General features: G+C 58.2%; 18 protein-coding genes. 3 read left to right on the forward strand and 15 right to left on the reverse strand.

Annotated features, from left to right (window positions below):
• Positions 1-67 precede the first annotated feature (67 nt).
• The 8 genes from bamB to ndk all read right to left on the reverse strand — a co-directional run bounded on the left by bamB (position 68) and on the right by ndk (position 7,986).
• Positions 68-1,249 (reverse strand): outer membrane protein assembly factor BamB, encoded by a 1,182-nt coding sequence (gene bamB, locus ACA373_RS09370; protein ID WP_253459324.1) that lies wholly within the window; start codon positions 1,247-1,249, stop codon positions 68-70.
• Between the two features lie 31 nt (positions 1,250-1,280).
• Positions 1,281-1,901: a YfgM family protein gene (locus ACA373_RS09375; protein WP_253459321.1), complete on the reverse strand. Its 621-nt coding sequence runs from the start codon at positions 1,899-1,901 to the stop codon at positions 1,281-1,283.
• Positions 1,902-1,912: 11 nt separating this feature from the next.
• Positions 1,913-3,202 carry a histidine--tRNA ligase gene (gene hisS / locus ACA373_RS09380; RefSeq protein ID WP_253459318.1) on the reverse strand — a complete coding sequence of 430 codons (1,290 nt, stop codon included), beginning with the start codon at positions 3,200-3,202 and terminating at the stop codon, positions 1,913-1,915.
• Positions 3,203-3,262: 60 nt separating this feature from the next.
• Positions 3,263-4,384 carry a flavodoxin-dependent (E)-4-hydroxy-3-methylbut-2-enyl-diphosphate synthase gene (gene ispG / locus ACA373_RS09385; protein ID WP_125289527.1) on the reverse strand — a complete coding sequence of 374 codons (1,122 nt, stop codon included), beginning with the start codon at positions 4,382-4,384 and terminating at the stop codon, positions 3,263-3,265.
• A gap of 37 nt (positions 4,385-4,421) precedes the next feature.
• Positions 4,422-5,435, reverse strand: a complete 1,014-nt coding sequence (rodZ, locus tag ACA373_RS09390; protein WP_301730810.1) for a cytoskeleton protein RodZ — start codon at positions 5,433-5,435, stop codon at positions 4,422-4,424.
• Positions 5,425-6,147, reverse strand: coding sequence for a type IV pilus biogenesis/stability protein PilW (gene pilW, locus ACA373_RS09395; RefSeq protein WP_301730812.1), 723 nt, complete (start codon positions 6,145-6,147; stop codon positions 5,425-5,427). The genes rodZ and pilW overlap by 11 nt, the downstream gene beginning before the upstream one ends.
• 66 nt (positions 6,148-6,213) lie before the next feature.
• Complete coding sequence (locus tag ACA373_RS09400) at positions 6,214-7,374, reverse strand: bifunctional tRNA (adenosine(37)-C2)-methyltransferase TrmG/ribosomal RNA large subunit methyltransferase RlmN (protein ID WP_253459309.1); 1,161 nt, start codon at positions 7,372-7,374, stop codon at positions 6,214-6,216.
• Between the two features lie 180 nt (positions 7,375-7,554).
• Positions 7,555-7,986 carry a nucleoside-diphosphate kinase gene (ndk, locus tag ACA373_RS09405; protein WP_125289523.1) on the reverse strand — a complete coding sequence of 144 codons (432 nt, stop codon included), beginning with the start codon at positions 7,984-7,986 and terminating at the stop codon, positions 7,555-7,557.
• A gap of 274 nt (positions 7,987-8,260) precedes the next feature.
• On the opposite strand from ndk, the gene sseA reads away from it, so the two are divergent.
• Positions 8,261-9,106 carry a 3-mercaptopyruvate sulfurtransferase gene (sseA, locus tag ACA373_RS09410; RefSeq protein ID WP_253459307.1) on the forward strand — a complete coding sequence of 282 codons (846 nt, stop codon included), beginning with the start codon at positions 8,261-8,263 and terminating at the stop codon, positions 9,104-9,106.
• A 127-nt stretch (positions 9,107-9,233) separates the two neighbouring features.
• Here the strand turns inward: sseA and sseB are convergent, their stop codons facing one another.
• From sseB to trmJ, 5 genes are all read right to left on the reverse strand, one after another.
• Positions 9,234-9,989 (reverse strand): enhanced serine sensitivity protein SseB, encoded by a 756-nt coding sequence (gene sseB / locus ACA373_RS09415; protein WP_301730813.1) that lies wholly within the window; start codon positions 9,987-9,989, stop codon positions 9,234-9,236.
• 47 nt (positions 9,990-10,036) lie between these two features.
• Positions 10,037-11,320 carry an aminopeptidase PepB gene (pepB, locus tag ACA373_RS09420; RefSeq protein ID WP_253459300.1) on the reverse strand — a complete coding sequence of 428 codons (1,284 nt, stop codon included), beginning with the start codon at positions 11,318-11,320 and terminating at the stop codon, positions 10,037-10,039.
• A 130-nt stretch (positions 11,321-11,450) separates the two neighbouring features.
• Complete coding sequence (locus ACA373_RS09425; RefSeq protein ID WP_253459297.1) at positions 11,451-12,632, reverse strand: IscS subfamily cysteine desulfurase; 1,182 nt, start codon at positions 12,630-12,632, stop codon at positions 11,451-11,453.
• Positions 12,633-12,744: 112 nt separating this feature from the next.
• Positions 12,745-13,242 (reverse strand): Fe-S cluster assembly transcriptional regulator IscR, encoded by a 498-nt coding sequence (gene iscR, locus ACA373_RS09430; protein ID WP_253459294.1) that lies wholly within the window; start codon positions 13,240-13,242, stop codon positions 12,745-12,747.
• Between the two features lie 151 nt (positions 13,243-13,393).
• Complete coding sequence (gene trmJ / locus ACA373_RS09435; RefSeq protein ID WP_253459291.1) at positions 13,394-14,122, reverse strand: tRNA (cytosine(32)/uridine(32)-2'-O)-methyltransferase TrmJ; 729 nt, start codon at positions 14,120-14,122, stop codon at positions 13,394-13,396.
• A gap of 117 nt (positions 14,123-14,239) precedes the next feature.
• Between trmJ and suhB the strand changes: the two genes are divergently transcribed.
• Positions 14,240-15,043, forward strand: coding sequence for an inositol-1-monophosphatase (gene suhB / locus ACA373_RS09440; protein WP_253459288.1), 804 nt, complete (start codon positions 14,240-14,242; stop codon positions 15,041-15,043).
• 55 nt (positions 15,044-15,098) lie between these two features.
• Here the strand turns inward: suhB and ACA373_RS09445 are convergent, their stop codons facing one another.
• Positions 15,099-16,100, reverse strand: coding sequence for a nickel/cobalt transporter (locus ACA373_RS09445; protein WP_370734376.1), 1,002 nt, complete (start codon positions 16,098-16,100; stop codon positions 15,099-15,101).
• Entirely contained in the window at positions 16,091-16,687 is a 597-nt protein-coding gene (locus tag ACA373_RS09450; protein WP_370734468.1) for a DUF1007 family protein, read from the reverse strand. The genes ACA373_RS09445 and ACA373_RS09450 overlap by 10 nt, the downstream gene beginning before the upstream one ends.
• Before the next feature lie 183 nt (positions 16,688-16,870).
• On the opposite strand from ACA373_RS09450, the gene csiE reads away from it, so the two are divergent.
• The gene (gene csiE / locus ACA373_RS09455) at positions 16,871-18,136 is read left to right on the forward strand and encodes a stationary phase inducible protein CsiE (RefSeq protein ID WP_370734377.1); all 1,266 of its coding nucleotides are present in this window, start codon (positions 16,871-16,873) and stop codon (positions 18,134-18,136) included.
• Positions 18,137-18,402: the final 266 nt, after the last annotated feature.

Below are 18,402 nucleotides of genomic sequence, written 5' to 3' on the forward strand. Positions count from 1 at the left end.
CCACGCCTGTAAAAAAACGAAACGGCCCCTGAACAATCAGGAGCCGTTTCGACGTGCAGGCAGCGTATTAGCGCGTGAAAGCGTAGACTTCGCCGCCTTTCGCCTGGATCAGCAGCTTGTCGCTGGCGACCACCGGCGAGGTCTGGAAGCCAGAGCCGTCCACTTTCTGCTGCGCAACAAAACGGCCGTCGGTGGTATTCACCCAGTGCAGGTAGCCTTCGCTATCGCCTACGACCAGATAGCCATTATAAAGCACCGGCGCGGTCAGGTTGCGGTGCAACAGATCGCTCTGACGCCACAGGGTTACGCCGCCATCGGTGCTCAAGGCCACTACGCGATCGTCCTGGTCAACCAGGTAGATGCGTCCCGCGTCCACGATCATATCGTTTACGGAGCCGATTTCGCGTTTCCACATCACCTGTCCTGAGCGCAGATCCAGCGCCGCCAGGCTGCCGTTATAGGCCAGCGCGTAAACCACGCCGTCAACGACGACCGGCGTGGTATCCACATCGGCAAGACGATCGATTTCCGTCGCGCCGCCCGGCTGGGAGATACGCTGCTGCCAGATAATCTGGCCCTGGTTCATCATCACCGCGCTGACGCGACCGTTGTCGCCGCCGACGATAGCCGCACCGAAGGCGGTAGCAGGCGCGGACTCACCGCGCAGCGACAGCGCCGGCACGTCAAGGTTAACCGTCCACTTTACGACGCCGCTGCTCTGATCCAGGCCCTGCAGCATGCCGTTGCTGGTATGCACCAGCACCAGACCGTCGCTGGCAACCGGGCGCGACAGCACTTCGCCAGCCGCTTTGGTCTGCCAGGCGATGGAACCATCGCTGCTGTTCAGCGCATAAACCTGGCCGCGCTCGCTGCCGACATAGACGTGACCGCCGTCGTAAGAGAGGCCGCCGGAAAGCAGCGCGGGCAGGTTCTTAGAGAAGAAGCCCGTTTTGGTCGACAGATCGACCTTCCACTGTTCTTTGCCGTCGCCCGCGTTCAGCGCTTTTACCACGCCGAAACGATCGGCGGCGTAAACGGTGTTCTCAGACCAGGCCGGATGCAGGTTGGAGTAGTAATCGCCCACGCCATCGCCTACCGACGTGCTCCAGACCTCTTCCGGGGTAAACTGATTTTCCACTTTCGGCAGCGGCGACATTTTGACCACGTCTTCTTCACCGCTGAACCATGAACATCCGCTGAGCAGCGTGACTGAAATCAGTGCCGGCAGCAGTATCTTACGCAATTCCATGAAATCCCTCTTAAGCCCGTTGCGGCAATTATTAACCTGGCAAATTATTCATTTTCATCTGCAGCATCTCTTTCAGCGCCGGCGAGGCGTTGGAAGCAATGCCTTTACTCCAGGCTTCGCGAGCGCCCTTGCTGTCGCCCTTGCTGAGCAGCGCTTCGCCGCGTACGTCAGCAATGATAGCCGTCCAGCCGTCGCCCTTGATCGCATCCAGGGTCTTCAGTACCGCATCCGGCTGCTTCTGCTGCAGCTGAATACGCGCCAGGCGCAGGTTCAACACCGCCTGCAGATTGGCGTCTTTGGTCGCCTTCAGGCCGCTTTGCAGCTGCGCGGCGGCTTTATCCAGCTCGTTGTTGTCAACATAGCGTTTTGCCACATCCAGCGAAGCCAGCGCGCCATAGGTGTTGCTGTTGCTGTCGGCGAATTTCGCCGCCGCCGTCAGCGTTTCCGGCTTGCTGGCGTCCAGCGCGCCCGAAACCTGCTGGTAGGTCGCCGAGACTTCGCGGCTGCTGGTGTCCTGATGGCTGCTCCAGTAGCGCCAGCCCGCCAGCGCGCCGATGCCGATAATCACGCCGATAGCCAGCGCCTTGCCGTTCTGCGCGAAAAAGCCTTTTAGCGCGTCGACCTGCTCGTTTTCGTTGCTATACACTTCCACGCAAACTCTCCTTAAATCGCGGCCGTCTGCTTCAGCATTGCTGCCAGCGTCGCTGCCGCCTCATGCTGCTCCAGCTTCTGCTGCTCGCCGTTGCGCAAATCTTTGATGACAACCTGATTGTTGGCCACTTCTTCCTCGCCCAGCACCAGCGCGACGCGTGCGCCCCACTTGTCCGCGCGGGCAAACTGCTTCTTGAAGTTGCCGCCGCCAAAATTGGTCATCAGCTTCAGAGACGGATCCGCATCGCGCAGTTTTTCCGCCAGCTGCATCGCCGCAGACTGTACGCCAGCCCCTGAAGCGATAACATAGACATCGACAATGCGCGTCGGTTCAAATTCCGGATTCACCGCCTGCACCAGCAGCACCAGACGTTCCAGCCCCATCGCAAAACCGACGGCCGGCGTAGCGCGACCGCCCAGCTGTTCGACCAGCCCATCGTAGCGGCCGCCAGCGCACACCGTGCCCTGCGCGCCCAGGCTGCTGGTCACCCATTCAAAGACGGTACGGTTATAGTAGTCCAGGCCGCGCACCAGACGCTGGTTCACCGTGTAGGCGATACCGGCGGCATCCAGCAGCTGGCAAAGACCGTCAAAGTGTTCGCGGGAGTCAGCGTCCAGATAGTCGCCCAGCACCGGCGCGTCGTTCAGCAGCTGCTGGACGTCCGGGTTTTTGCTGTCCAGCACGCGCAGCGGATTGCTGTACATGCGGCGTTTACAATCCTCGTCCAGCACTTCTTTATGCTGTTCCAGGAAAGCCACCAGCGCATCGCGGTAGCTGGCGCGCGCCTCCAGCGAACCGATAGAGTTCAGCTCCAGACGGACGTGATCGGCAATGCCCAGCGACTTCCACCAGCGCGCGGTCATCATAATCAGCTCGGCGTCGATATCCGGCCCCTGAAGACCAAACACTTCCGCACCGATTTGATGGAACTGACGATAGCGGCCCTTCTGCGGACGCTCGTAGCGGAACATCGGCCCGATATACCACAGGCGCTGTTCCTGATTGTAGAGCAGACCGTGCTCGATGCCGGCGCGCACGCAGCTTGCCGTGCCTTCAGGACGCAGCGTCAGGCTTTCGCCGTTGCGATCGTCGAAGGTGTACATCTCTTTTTCAACCACGTCGGTGACTTCACCGATAGCGCGTTTGAATAACGGGGTCTGCTCTACAATCGGCGTGCGGATTTCGCTGTAGCCATAGCTGGCCAGCACCTGCTTAAGGGTTTGTTCAATACGCTGCCACACCGCGGTATCCACAGGCAGATAGTCGTTCATGCCGCGGATTGCCTGAATATTCTTCGCCACTGTTTTCTCTTCTTTCCTTTCGGGGGCGGACGCGCAAGCTGCGGCCCGCCCCGCCATTATTTATTTTTCAACCTGCTGCACATCGATACGACGGGATTCGTCCATCATCGCGGCTTTGGCACGAATACGCGCTTCCAGCTGGTCAATCATATCGTGGTTATCCAGACGCTCGCGCAGGCGCACGCCGTCCTCGTAAAACCCGCTTTTCTTGTTGCTGCCGGTGACGCCCAGCGTGGAAACCAGCGCCTCGCCCGGCCCGTTGACCACGCAGCCGATAATAGAAACGTCCATGGGCGTAATGATATCTTCCAGCCGCTGCTCCAGTGCGTTAACGGTGCCGATCACATCAAACTCCTGACGGGAGCAGGTTGGACAGGCGATAAAGTTAATGCCTCTGGAACGAATGCGCAGCGATTTCAGAATATCAAAACCGACTTTCACCTCTTCGATTGGATCGGCCGCCAGCGAAATACGCAGCGTATCGCCAATGCCTTCCGACAGCAGCAGGCCCAGGCCAATCGCGGATTTCACCGCGCCGGCGCGCGCGCCGCCTGCCTCGGTAATGCCCAGGTGCAGCGGCTGCTCGATCTGCTTAGCCAGCAGGCGATACGACTCCACCGCCAGGAACACGTCCGACGCTTTTACGCTGACCTTGAACTGATCGAAGTTAAGACGATCGAGGTGATCGACATGGCGCATAGCGGATTCCAGCAGCGCCTGCGGCGTCGGCTCGCCATACTTTTCCTGCAGATCCTTTTCCAGCGATCCGGCGTTAACGCCGATACGGATTGGGATATTATTGTAACGCGCGCAGTCAACGACCTGCCGAATACGCTCTTCGTTGCCGATATTGCCGGGGTTGATGCGCAGGCAGTCAACGCCGTATTCAGCCACTTTCAGCGCGATACGGTAGTCAAAATGGATATCGGCAACCAGCGGGACGTTAACCTGCTGCTTGATAAGGCGGAACGCTTCGGCGGCATCCATGGTGGGAACAGAGACGCGAACGATATCAACGCCGACGCGCTCAAGCGCTTTGATTTGGTTAACCGTTGCGGCCACATCGGTGGTTCGCGTATTGGTCATGGACTGGACGGCGATAGGCGCGCCGTCGCCCACTGGCACCTGGCCGACGTAAATGCGCTTTGATTTGCGACGGATAATGGGTGCTTCGTTATGCATATTCTTTCTCCGAAATTACTCGCGACCAGAAGATGCGTTATTGCGCACCGACTGTCAGGCGGGCAACCTGGTTGCTACGGATAAAACGACTCAGATCGACCGGCTGGCCCTGATACTGGATCTGAACGGCGCCCGGCGCGCCAATCTTAAGACGATATGGCGCCGTGCCGGAAAGGCTGAGTTTACCACCACTACGTTGGATCCCGCTGAACAGTTTCTTGCCTGTCGCATCGGAAACTTCCAGCCAGCACTCTTTGCTGAAGTTCATAACCAGCGCATTGGCCTCGGCGGCTGGCGCGCTAACGCCTGCAGAAGCCGTCGGCATCTGGCCGTTGTCGGCCGGCACCTGCGAAGGCGAAACCGCAACCGGCGCGGCTGAGCCAGTAGCAGCGGCTGAAGTATTGGCTGCAGAAGCAGCTGAACCGGTCGCGGCAGCTGAAGTATTGGCCGCGGAAGAAGTGGCAGCAGCGTCAGGCGCGGCCGCAGTATCCGCAGGCGCGCTCTGGGCCGGCGCCGTCGGCGCCTCTTCAGCTGGCGACATGCCGTCCGCGCCGCTGTTGTTCAGCGGAATGGACTGGCTGTTATCGCCGCCTGCGCTGACATTCTGATCGGCCATTGAAACCAGATCGTCCTGCGCCGCCTTGTGGTTCTGCCACCACCATGCACCGGTCAGGCCTACCACCACAAACAGCACCAGCCAGGTAAAAATCATCAGCCAGCCGTCGCGTTTTTTGCGGCGTTTGCCCAGGGAAAAACTCTGCATCGGCTCGACTTTAGCAGCCCGTACGGGTGCCTGTTTCGCCATCATCGGCAGCAGCTCTTCTTCCGGCACGTGCACCAGCCGGGCGTAAGAACGGATATAGCCACGCAGGAAGGTAGACGCCAGATCCGCAGGCGCCTTGTCCTCTTCAATATCGCGGACGGTGGAAAGTTTCAGGCAAAGGCGCTCCGCAACGTTCTGCTGAGACAGGCCCATTTGCTCACGGGCTACGCGCAGGCGCTCGCCTGTTGAATTTACTGCTGATTTATCTTGAGTGGCTTCAGTATTCATTAGCTAAAAAATGCAGGTACTGTATCGATTGTGGAAAATTTCGCGCCAGCTGTTCCCCGGCAAGCCGGATGCTCTCCGGATGCCCTGCCCGCGCGGCGAAGCGAATCTCTAACCACAAGCTCTGCGCCGAAGCGGCAAAGTTGTGTTGATAAACATCTAACAGGAGCCGCGATGAATCGCGCTCGTTCTTTCCAAATCGCCTTTCGGCTTCCGCCAGCAGCGCAGCGCCCTTTTCCGCATCGTTTTGCGTCGCTTCCAGCAACGCCGCTTTGGCCTTCTGCGCTTCACCTGCCCGCAGATAGCAATAGCCGGCATTCTCCAGGGCGTCGGCGCGACCCGGTATTCGGATCGCCTTACTGAACTGCTGCTGGGCCGCATCATACTGCCCTAAAAGACAGAGAAACGCACCGTAATTATTGATTACGTCACGGTTTTGTCCTGCCAGCGCCACGGCTTTTCGGTAATGCTCCTGCGCCGAGGCGTTGTCGCCCACGCGCTGAAAATAGCGGGCCATGGCAAGCCTGCAGCGATAGTCGTCAGGCGCCAGCTGCAGCGCCTGTCGTAAATTGCGTTCCGCCGGGGCCAGCTGATCCTGCGCCAGCCAGGCCAGGCCTAATTGTAGTCGCGTCCCGGCCAGCTCGCTGCGCGGTGTCGTCAGGCTACAGCCCGCAAGCAGCAGCGCGACCAGCCAAAATGATAATCCCTTATTCATCATCGCCTCCTTAGCGGAAGCGATGTTACGCCCTTTTACTCAGCGGACAAGCCGCGAGCCTGGCTTTCAGAGCGCTTTCACAGAAATCGCTTCGCCGGCCATTTTTTTACGCATCGTGCGGCGCGTGCGGTCGATGACTTCACCAGCAAGCTGGCCGCAGGCGGCATCAATATCATCGCCGCGGGTCTTACGCACAATAGTGGTAAAACCATAATCCATCAACACTTTAGAGAAGCGATCGATGCGACTGTTCGAACTCCGGCCATACGGCGCGCCCGGGAAGGGGTTCCACGGAATAAGGTTAATCTTGCACGGCGTCTCTTTCAGCAGCGCGGCCAGCTCATGCGCGTTATCGGTGCTGTCGTTGACGTGATCCAGCATGACATACTCGATAGTCACGCGGCCCTGATTGGCGTTGGACTTGGAGATGTAGCGCGCGACGGAAGCCAGGAAGGTTTCGATATTATATTTTTTGTTGATCGGCACGATTTCGTCGCGGATAGCGTCGTTTGGCGCATGTAGCGAAATCGCCAGCGCTACGTCGATCATATCGCCCAGCTTGTCCAGCGCGGGAACAACCCCGGAGGTGGACAGCGTCACGCGGCGTTTTGACAGCCCGAAGCCGAAATCGTCCAGCATGATTTCCATCGCCGGGACAACATTATTCAGGTTGAGCAGCGGCTCGCCCATGCCCATCATCACCACGTTGGTGATAGGACGCTGGCCGGTCACTTTCGACGCGCCGATAATTTTAGCCGCGCGCCAGACCTGGCCGATGATTTCGGATACGCGCAGGTTGCGGTTGAAGCCCTGCTGCGCGGTCGAGCAGAATTTACACTCCAGCGCGCAGCCGACCTGCGAGGAGACGCACAGCGTAGCGCGATCTTTCTCCGGAATATAAACGGTTTCCACCTGCTGGCCACCGACCGTGATCGCCCATTTGATGGTGCCGTCCGCCGAGCGCTGCTCTTCCGCCACTTCCGGCGCGCGGATTTCGGCCAGCTCTTTCAGCTTGCCGCGGAAAACCTTGTTGATGTCGGTCATCTCATCGAAATCATCACAGCAGTAGTGATAAATCCACTTCATTACCTGATCGGCACGGAACGGCTTTTCGCCCAGGCCAACAAAAAATTCGCGCATTTGCTGACGGTTCAGATCGAGCAGGTTGATTTTTTCTTTTTTTGGCGTGGTGATAGCAGATGACGGGGTGACAATTTGTTCAGACATAATATTCTCTGGCCTCGTTGTTACACGTTATGGCGCTGGGGAGGTTAATAAGAAGTATAAATGAAACGCCCCCGCTGAGCAGGGGCGCATTATTGTACAGGCAGAGCGTCTGCGGATTAAAGGGCGTTATGAAAATAAATTGTAAACGCGCCGCATTCCCCTGCCATCAATAATCAATAATTAACGAGTGCGTGGGCACACTTCGCCTTCGCCAAAGAAGAAGGCGATTTCGCGAGCGGCAGACTCGGCAGAGTCAGAACCGTGGGTCGCGTTCTCGGTGAAGCTGTCCGCGTAGTCGGCACGCAGCGTACCAGCCAGCGCGTTGTCCGGGTTAGTTGCGCCCATCAGATCGCGGTGACGCTGTACGGCGTTTTCGCCTTCCAGCACGGAAACCACTACCGGGCCAGAGGTCATGAATTCAACCAGGCCGTCGAAGAAAGGACGACCCTGGTGTTCTGCGTAGAAGCCTTCAGCCTGCTCTTTGGTCAGGTGCAGCATTTTGGTGCCAACGATTTTGAAGCCAGCGCTTTCAAAACGGTTAAAAATGGCACCAATTACGTTTTTTGCCACCGCGTTTGGTTTTACGATAGAAAAAGTACGTTCGATAGTCATAGTGACCCCTGTTTGATGTCGAGTTTGGCCGGTGAAAAGGCTCCCCGGCCGGGAAAATGGCGCCGATTATAGGGGGCATAAGCCCGCATTCCTATCGGATATTCAACAAATCGTTAAAAAAGTCGCTTAAGCGCCTACAGACTGGCAACCTTAGTGCGCAATCGCGCAAAAATGCTTCAGCTCGCCGCCCGGCGTGGAGAAAACCCGAGAAGATCTTGAGATGCCCGTCAGGATAACCGACACTCAGGGCAACTATTCCTGTTGCGAGGCCGCTATGACTTGCTCTTTGTTTGTGACCGCCGACTGGCTGGCGGAACACTATGCCGATGATGATATTCAGGTACTGGACGCGCGTATGCTGCCGCCGGGCCAGGAGAAGGTTCGCGATATTCAGGCGGAGTACCGTGCGGGCCATCTCCCGGACGCGCCTTTTTTCAATATCGAAGCGCTTTCCGACCCTGCCAGCCCTTATCCGCATATGCTGCCGCGAGCGGAAGCTTTTGCCGTGGCGATGCGCGAGCTGGGCGTCAGCAGCGAAAAACATTTAGTGGTTTACGATGAGGGTAATCTCTTCTCTGCGCCGCGCGCCTGGTGGATGCTGCGTCAGTTCGGCGTAGCCTCGGTTTCCATTCTGGCCGGCGGACTGAGCGGCTGGCGCGAAGCCGGTTACGAGGTGGCTACCGGCGACGTCGCGCTGCCGGAAGCGGAGTTTGAGGCCAGTTTCGATCCGGCCGTGGTGAAGCGGATCACCGACGTGATGGTCATCAGCCATGAAGGCGGCGCGCAGATTGTCGACGCCAGAGCCGCCAACAGGTTTTACGGTGAAGTAGACGAGCCGCGTCCGGGCCTGCATCGCGGTCATATTCCCGGCAGCCTGAACGTGCCGTGGAACGAACTGGTGGAAAACGGTCAGCTGAAGTCGCCGGAGGCGCTGACGGCCATTTTCCAGCGTCAGGGCGTGAAGCTCGACGAGCCGGTGGTGGCCAGCTGCGGCTCCGGCGTGACGGCGGTCGTGCTGATCCTGGCGCTGACGTCGCTGGGCGTGGAAAACGTCACGCTCTATGACGGCTCCTGGGGCGAATGGGGTAGCCGCGACGATTTGCCGATCGCTACCCGATAAACAGCCGCCCTGGCGGCCGGAAAGAAAGCCTTATTAAGACGGGCGATGGCGATCGATATTCAGCGCGGCTATTTACACTGGCCGCGCTGTTTTAACGCCATCAGCAAAGCAGAAGTCGCCCGGCGGTTTACAGGATCCTGTCCTGCTTAAGCGAGCGCAGGAAGCTGCCCCACCGCCGTTCATAAAAGGGCGTGAGATGCGCGGTAAAGAAGTGGCTGATATTGTCATTATCCACTACTTCGCAAATATCTACCGGCTCATCCTCTAACAGCGTATCGGTCGCCACGCTGCCCGCCGCCTGAATGATATTTTCGATATCACCGTCGGCTTCAATGCCAATTAGCAAATTAGGCTTCGCGTCCGCCGCTTCTTTAATATGCGCTACCCATGCGCGCCGCACCTGCTTATGTTTAGCAAACAGCTCCGTCAGCGAGGCGATGGTTTGCGCAGGCGGTTCGGCAATTTCCGACAGCAGCAGCGAAGCGCCGCCTTCCAGCACCGTTTGCTGGCTCAGGGCGTTGCCCTCTTTCCCCAACAGGCTGCTGATTTCCCCCGGCGAAAACTCCTTGCCGACGGGCAGTTTGGGATTCAGAAACAGCGTTTCGCCCTGAGTCATGGCAAACAGCGTGCGTACCGGCATCACCAGAAAAGGCTGTTCTTCGGTGACGGCCTGCTGTAGCGCCTGCTCTGAGGTGAAAAAGGGAATAATGCTGGTGCCGTCCTCTTTTTCCCAGTGCTGCAGCTCCGCATCGGCCTGCTCCACGCTTTCGCCAGGCACCCAGACGCTGGCTTCCATCAGTAACGTAAAGAACTCCGGGCGGTGCGCAGGCTCGGTCGCCGCCAGTTTCAACACCTCTTCCAGGCGCTGGTTGATTTCGTTCATTGCTTGCTTCCAGTCAAAGCGCCGGGCGCAGCGCCCGGCTACACGTTCTATTTCAGCAGCAGATTCGCCACGGTACGTACGCCCAGTCCGGTCGCGCCGGCAGACCACTGATCCACCGCGCCTTTACGGTAGGTCGCTGAGCAGTCGATATGCAGCCAGCCCTGCTGATAGTGCTTCACAAAGTGCGACAGAAACGCGGCGGCCGTGCTGGCGCCTGCCGTATGCGAAGGCGCGGCAATATTGTTTAAATCGGCAAAGTTAGAAGGCAGATAGCCGCGATGGAACTCGGCCAGCGGCAGTCGCCAGAAAGGTTCGTTCTCGCTGGCGGCGCTCTCCAGCAGCGACTGCGCCAGCGCGTCATCAAAGCTGAACAGCGCGTGATAATCGTTGCCCAGCGCCGTTTTGGCCGCGCCGGTCAGCGTCGCCGCATCGATCATCAGCTGCGGGTTCTGTTCGCTGGCGTCGATCAGGCCGTCCGCCAGCACCAGGCGCCCTTCCGCATCGGTGTTCATCACCTCTACGCTTTTCCCGTTGCGGTAACGAATAATATCGCCCAGACGGAAAGCGTTGCCGCTGACCATGTTGTCGGCGCAGCAGAGATACAGCTTCACGCGCTTATCCAGTCCGCGATCGATAGCCAGCGCCAGCGCGCCGGTCAGCGTGGCGGCACCGCCCATATCCGACTTCATTGAATCCATCGAGCCGCTGGGTTTCAGGCTGTAGCCGCCGGTATCAAAGGTGATGCCTTTGCCCACCAGGCAGGCGAAGACCGGCGCTTTCTCATCGCCCGTCGGGTTATAGTCCAGCGCCAGCAGCGCCGGGCTGCGTGTTGAGCCGCGTCCTACCGTATGCAGACCGCTGTAGCCCTGAAGACGCAGATCCTCGCCTTTGGTAATGCGGTAGCTGGCCTTTTCGCCCGCCACGCCGCAGAGCAGATCGACCGCGCGCTGCGCCAGCTGCTCCGGGCTAAGTTCTTCCGCCGGAAGGTTGATGGTGTCGCGCACCCAGTCGATGATTTTCAGACGACGATCGAGCTCGGCCCGATCCGCCTCGCTCAGCGCGGCCCATTCAACTTTTCTTTCGCCTTTCGGCCCGCGATAGCCCTGCCAGAAGGCCCAGCTTTTTTCCAGGTCCCAGTCGCCCTGCAGGCTGACGTGACGAATGCCCTGCCCGTCGATTTTGCGCGCCGCGCGCTGAATGGTGGTCAGCACATCGCCGCCGTTAAGGTGGATGGTCATGCCGCTGTCGTTGCTGGTCAGGGTCGCTTTTTCGCCCCAGCGCGCATCCGCCGCTGTCGTCGACAGCGTAATGATCATTGGCGTGGTTGTCATAACCTGGCTCCTTGTTAAAAATTTGTTATATCGACCTTGCAACGGCCGACGGCAGCGATAACGCTGCCTGTTCGTTTTAAGATTAACAGATTAAGCATAACGGGCTAAACAGCCCGTAGAACGGAAAAGATTAGCGCGAAGACGCCGCTCGCCATTGCGGAGACAAGTCACGCAGGCGGGTAATGGATTTACGCACCAGCTCGATAGCGTATTCGATCTCCTCACCCGTGGTAAAGCGCCCCAGCGAAAAGCGCAGCGAACTGTGCGCCAGCTCTTCGCTCAGGCCCAGCGCGCGCAGGACATAGGAAGGTTCAAGGCTGGCCGAGGTGCAGGCGGAGCCGGAGGAGAGCGCCAGATCTTTCAGCGCCATAATCAGCGATTCGCCGTCCACGTGCGCAAAGCTGACGTTAAGGATATTCGGCGCGCTCTGCTCCAGGCTACCGTTAAGATACACCTCGTCAATTTCGCTCAGGCCCGCCCACAGGGTTCTGCGCAGCAGGTTAAGCCGGGCGCTTTCGCTGCTCATCTCTTCCTTTGCGATACGGTAGGCCTCGCCCATGCCGACGATTTGATGCACGGGCAGCGTGCCGGAACGCATGCCGCGCTCGTGACCACCGCCGTGGATCTGCGCGGCGATACGGATACGGGGCTTTCTGCGCACGTAAAGTCCGCCGATGCCTTTCGGGCCATAGAGCTTATGCGCGGAAAAAGACATCAGGTCGACTTTCAGCTCGCTGAGATCCACCGGCAGCTTGCCGACGCTCTGCGTGGCGTCAACGTGGAAGAGAACGCCGCGCGACTGGCACAGTTCGCCGATAGCTGCAATATCCTGCACCACGCCGGTTTCATTATTGACGTGCATAATGGAAACCAGGATGGTGTCGTCGCGCATCGCGTCCTGCAGCTGTTGCAGCGTGATAATGCCGTCGGCCTGCGGGGCCAGGTAAGTTACCTCGAACCCTTCGCGCTCCAGCTGGATACAGGTATCCAACACGGCTTTGTGCTCGGTCTGGCTGGTGATGATGTGTTTGCCTTTCTCCTGCTGGAGTTCGGCCGCGCCTTTGATGGCCAGATTATCGGATTCGGTTGCGCCAGAGGTAAAAACGATTTCGCGGGGATCGGCACCAATCAGTTCGGCAACCTGGTTGCGGGCGACGTCGACCGCTTCTTCCGCCTGCCAGCCAAAGCGATGGGAGCGGGAAGCCGGATTGCCAAAAGTCCCGTCAAGGGTCAGAAACTGCACCATTTTTTGCGCTACGCGGGGATCGGCGGGCGTGGTGGCGGCGTAATCAAGGTAAATCGGGACTTTCATTGCGTTGAACTCCGTACAGTTAAGTATGTCATTCAATGCGGTCTGCCGCGTCGGTGACCATCGTCCCCGACACAGAGTGGTATGAGGACGACGGCTTTCGCCGCCGCTTTAATCAGGCTCGCAGATTGACGTTAATCGTTTCATGCAGGCGGCCGGCCGGCACGCGCGCTTTTTCAGTGTTGTTCTGACGATCGGCCACATCCAGGATTTCCTGGTTGTTCACCAGTTCCGCCAGCGTAATGTTGTTCAGGAAGTCGCTGATGCGCTCGCTCAGGTCGCGCCACAGCACGTGGGTCAGACAGCGTTCGCCGCCCTGACAGCCTTCTTTGCCCTGACACTTGGTCGCATCTACAGACTCATCCACGGCGGTGATCACCGCGCCAACCGCAATCTCGCCGGACGCTTTGCCCAGCAGATAGCCGCCGCCTGGCCCACGTACGCTGGCCACCAGACCGTTTTTACGCAGGCGAGAGAAAAGCTGCTCCAGGTAGGACAGCGAAATGCCCTGACGCTCTGAAATATCAGCTAAAGGTACTGGCCCTTCGTGCGAGTGCAGCGCAACATCAAGCATAGCGGTAACGGCATAACGGCCTTTGGATGTCAGTCTCATGGCGTAAACGACCTCGGTTGTTCGTGAACATTTGATGGTCGAAGTCTGCCATTCCTGAGTGTTTTGGTCAACTATTTAACCGAGTAATTCACTCAAGTATTTAACCTGGTAATTTACTCAACTATTACCGCTGCTTTTTTGCGCGCCTCGACTACTTCTCGCTCTTTGGCTTTTCCAGCGAAGAGAGCATGCCGCGCAGAATATTCAGCTCGTCGCGCTCCGGACGCGCCCGCGTATAAAGGCGGCGCATCTTGCTCATCACCTGGCCGGGATTGCCTTCACGTATAAAGCCGCTTCTCACCATCATCTGTTCCATATGCTGGTAAAAGCGCTCAAGGTCGTCGACCAGCGGATAAGGCGACTCTTCGTAGTCGGGCTGCGTGGTTTCCTGCGATTGCAAAAACGCCATGCGCACTTCATAAGCGATGATCTGTACCGCCATCGCCAGGTTGAGCGAGCTATACTCCGGGTTAGCGGCAATGGCTACGTGATAGTGGCACTTTTGCAGCTCTTCGTTGGTCAGGCCCACGCGCTCGCGGCCAAACACCAGCGCAACCGGCGCCTGCTGCCCTTCCTGCACGCTCTTGATGCCGCACTCGCGCGGATCGAGCATCGGCCACGGTAGCGAACGCGAACGGGCGCTGGTGCCAACCACCAGACTGCAGCCGGCCAGCGCTTCATCAAGCGTGTCAACAATGTGCGCTTCGCCAATCACGTCGCTGGCGCCAGCGGCCAGTGCGATAGCCTGCGAGTCAGGTTTGACCAGCGGATTGACCAGATAAAGGTTGGTCAGGCCCATGGTTTTCATCGCGCGAGCGACGGATCCCATATTGCCGGTGTGAGAAGTTTCCACCAGCACGATTCGGATGTTATGCAGCATAGGAGTTCAGGTCTGTGAGATAATTTGCCAATGTTAACATATTTTCAGGACTTTTACCGAGCCCCCTGCTATAATCCGCGCCGTTTTCCGTTCTTTAACATCCAGTGAGAGAGACCGATGCATCCGATGCTCAACATCGCCGTGCGCGCTGCGCGCAAGGCCGGTAATTTAATTGCCAAGAATTATGAAACGCCAGACGCCGTTGAAGCCAGCCAGAAAGGCAGCAACGACTTCGTTACCAATGTTGACCGCGACGCCGAGCGCCTGATTATTGAGGTGATCCGCAAGTCTTATCCAAAGCACACCATTATTTGTGAAGAAAGCGGTGAGCTGCCCGGAGAAGACAAGGATGTGCAATGGGTTATCGATCCACTGGATGGCACTACTAACTTCATTAAGCGCCTGCCGCATTTCTGTATTTCTATCGCCGTACGTATCAAAGGCCGCACCGAAGTGGCCGTGGTTTACGATCCAATGCGTAACGAACTGTTCAGCGCCGTACGCGGCCAGGGCACCCAGCTGAACGGCTATCGCCTGCGCGGCTCCACCGCTCGCGATCTGGATGGCACCATCCTGGCGACCGGTTTCCCGTTCAAGCTGAAGCAGCACGCCACGCCGTATATCAATATCGTGGGTAAACTCTTTACCCAGTGCGCGGATTTCCGTCGCACCGGTTCTGCCGCGCTGGATCTGGCTTACGTTGCCGCCGGCCGCGTGGACGGCTACTTTGAAATCGGCCTGAAGCCGTGGGATTTCGCCGCGGGCGAGCTGCTGGTACGTGAAGCAGGCGGCCTGGTGACCGACTTCGTTGGCGCGCATGGCTATATGCACTCCGGCAACATCGTCGCCGGTAACCCACGCGTGGTAAAAGCGATGCTGGCGACCATGCGCGACGAGCTGAGCGAAGCGCTGAAGCGCTAGATCACTCTCAAGAAAGGGCTGAACGTCTGTTCAGCCCTTTTTTATTGCCGCGCGTTTAAAAAAGCGGCCGGATCCCGCCGGATAACGCAGGCTGCGCGCTCAGCCACAGCATTACGCCGGTTGCCAGCAGCAGCAGGCCGCCTGCCAGCGACAGCGTTGCCCAGATAAAAGCGCGATCGCTCTGCGCGTTTTCTCGTCGACTCAGCTTCAGCGCCAGCGCGCGCGAAACCTGCACCAGCACGGCCATAGCCGTTACCGTAACGGCCGTTCCCACCGCCATCGCCAGTGCGGAAAGCACGCCCCATGCGTAAACGCCGATCACTTTAGAAAACAGCAGCATCATAATCGCGCCGGAGCACGGCCGCAGCCCCATTGACAGCACCACCAGCGCTTTGGTTTTACCGCTGACCGCCTTATCCAGCATTCCGCTATCCGGCACGTGCTGATGCCCGCAGCCGCAGTGTGCGCCGTGCCGATGGCCCTGTTCTACAGGCATCAGGCGGCTAACGGCAAGGCGGGGCTTTTTCAGCAGGCGCACAATTCTGCCGCCCGCTCGCCAGCACAACCACAGCCCCAGCCCGACTACCAGCAGATAACTGCCCTTTTCCAGCCAGTAGCTGCCCACATGCAGCTGGCGGGAAGAGAGCTGTAGCGCCACCAGCATTATCGTCACCAGCGCAATCGCCACGCCGCCCTGTAGGAGGGCTGCGGCCAGGGTCAGCCGGATGCTGGTGTTCATCTTCGTGGGATGCGTAGCCAGAAACGTTGCAATCACTACTTTGCCGTGGCCCGGCCCAAGCGCGTGCAGGATGCCATAAATCAGGCTGAACCCCATCAGCGTCAGGCCGACCTGATGCGGCCGGCTTGCCACCTGCTGCAGCAGCGCCGTCATCTCCACATGCAAATTGCGCTGCCAGACCACGCTTTGCAGCAATAATTGCGGCCAGTACAGCCAGGCCGCCGCGCCCGCTGCGATAAATATCAGCAGCAGCAGGTAAAGCGGCCACGCCTGAAGCCAGCGGCTGCGGGATCGCTGCGCTACGGACATCACTGACATAATAAGGTCACCGTTTGGGCAAACTGACGGCCAAGATCCATATCGGCAGGCGGCGCATCGGCTTTATCCAGCGACAGCGCATAGGTCTGGAGCGAAGCGTTGGGATTGGGCGTTTTAAGCGTCAATCGGCAGCGCTGCGCCAGCTCTGGCGGAAGATGCAGCGATTGTTCGGATGCAAAAGTCATATCGACAAAGTAAGTCGGATCGAAAATGGAAAAGGTGTAGCGCTGTCCGGCCAGCGGCTGCGGTTCGTCCAGCGGCAGAATAAACTCCAGCACGGCTTTGTTTCCCTCTCGCGACAGCCGGTATTCCGGCGGTAAGTTGCCAAATTTCACCGGCTTGCCTTTATGCCAAAACTCGGCGAAATAATGCTGCGCCATCACGTTGGCCATCACTTCCGCCGCCAGTTTTTTCCAGACCACCGAATCCGGTTTGGCTTTGCCCGCGTCGTACAATAAATCGGCGGAGGTGATCTCATCCATCACCCAGTGCATTTTCAGGCCGGTCAGCCGATCGTCCTGCTGCACCAGCGTGACCTGCATAGCGATAAAGCTATGGGGATGGCTCCATGCTTGCGGCATTACCATCAGCAGCGCTATGCACAGCAGTCTGATAAAAATGTTATAACGTAACAATACCTGCTCCTTATCCAACCGGTGAAAAAATCTGTGACCTGCCTTAAAAGCTACAAAAAAATCTGCTGGCTGTCGGTTTAGTCCGACCGGGTCACGCTATTCTTAGCGGGGTGACTTTTATCGGGACAGCAGATCATGACTCAACCTCTAATCGGGCCAGCTGCTTTCTCCAGTCCGCAGCGACGCTGCCATCTGCTATTACTGCTTTATCTGCCAGGCAGCGTCACGCTGGAGCTATTGTGCCAGCTCAACGGCGTGGATCCTTCCGTGGCCCGGCAAGATATAGCGGAGGTCACGGCAGAAATCCAGCGCTATCACCGGCTGTCGCTGCTACAGCACGCTACTGACGGCTATCGGATTGACGGTGCGGAACTGGATCGGCGGCTGTGCCTGCTGCACTGGCTTAAACGCGCGCTGCGGCTAAGCCCTGATTTTGTTCGGCAGCATTTTTCTCCGGCGCTGAAGCAGCAGCTGCAAACGCTGCGGATAGAAAAAGCCCTTTATGATGACCATAACCTGAATGCGCTGGTTCACCACTGCGCGCAGGGTTTGTCACGAGACTTTACGCCGCGCGACTGTCAGTTTCTGGTGCTGTTTATGCAGCATTCGCTGGGTCGCCAGGCGCCCCTGTCATTTAATGAGGCCCAGCAGGCCTGGCTGGCAAAGCGTCGGGAATATCAGGTAGCGCAGGAGATTGTGCAGCACTGGCAAAAACGCTGTAAGGCCGCGCCGGAGGCGAATATTGCCTGCTTGCTTGCCCTGCTGTTCAGCCAGCTTCATACGCCCACCCTCGCCGGGATCCGTCATGACTATGAGCAGCAGCTGCTTGCCGATATTTATCGGCTGATTGAGCAATTTCAGATGCTTTCCGGTCACCGTATCGGCAACGTGCAGGGCCTGTGCGAACAGCTCTATACGCACATGGCGCAGGCGCTGGAGCGATCCCTGTTTGGTATCGGCATTGATAACAGCCTGGCGGAAGAGGTTCTGCAGCTTTATCCACGGCTGTTGCGTACCACCCAGGCGGCAATAGTCAGCTTTGAACAGCGCTACTCGCTGCGTTTTTCTGAAGAAGAGATGGGGCTTATTGCTATTATTTTCGGCGCGTGGCTGATGCAGGAAAACGTGCTGCAGGAAAAACAGGTACTGCTGCTAACCGGAAAAGATGCCGCGCTGGAAAAAGAGCTCGAACAGCAGCTCCGCGAACTGACGCTGCTGCCGCTGAACATCAAATATCTGGACGTGGCGGAATATCAGCGCAGCAGCGCCCCAAAGGGTATTGCGCTGGTGATTACGCCCTATGCCACGCCGCTGCCGCTCTACTCTCCGCCGTTAATCCATGCGGAACTGCCGCTACAGCCGCATCAGCAGGATCGTATCAGGCTGCTGCTGGAGTCCTGACCCGGGCCTGCGAAAAGCAGGTTAGAACTTGCGGGCAAAGCACCTGTTTTGCATAAAATCAATGCCCAATGGCTCTGAATACCTTGTTGCCTGATTTTTACTTTTTGCCTGTTGAGAGGCCGCCGCCCGTGCGGTTAACTGTGTCGCCTTTTGTGAATGATAAGGATTGTGCCGTAAGGTTTAACGGCTACATTATCGTCAAGCATAAGTGCTGAGGTACTTCCCCCAATGCGCAGGCGCAAAGGGGGAGTATTTTAGCAAAGCCG

The organism is Erwinia sp. STN24 (assembly GCF_041320675.1).
GTDB classification, from domain to species: Bacteria; Pseudomonadota; Gammaproteobacteria; order Enterobacterales; family Enterobacteriaceae; genus Erwinia; species Erwinia aeris.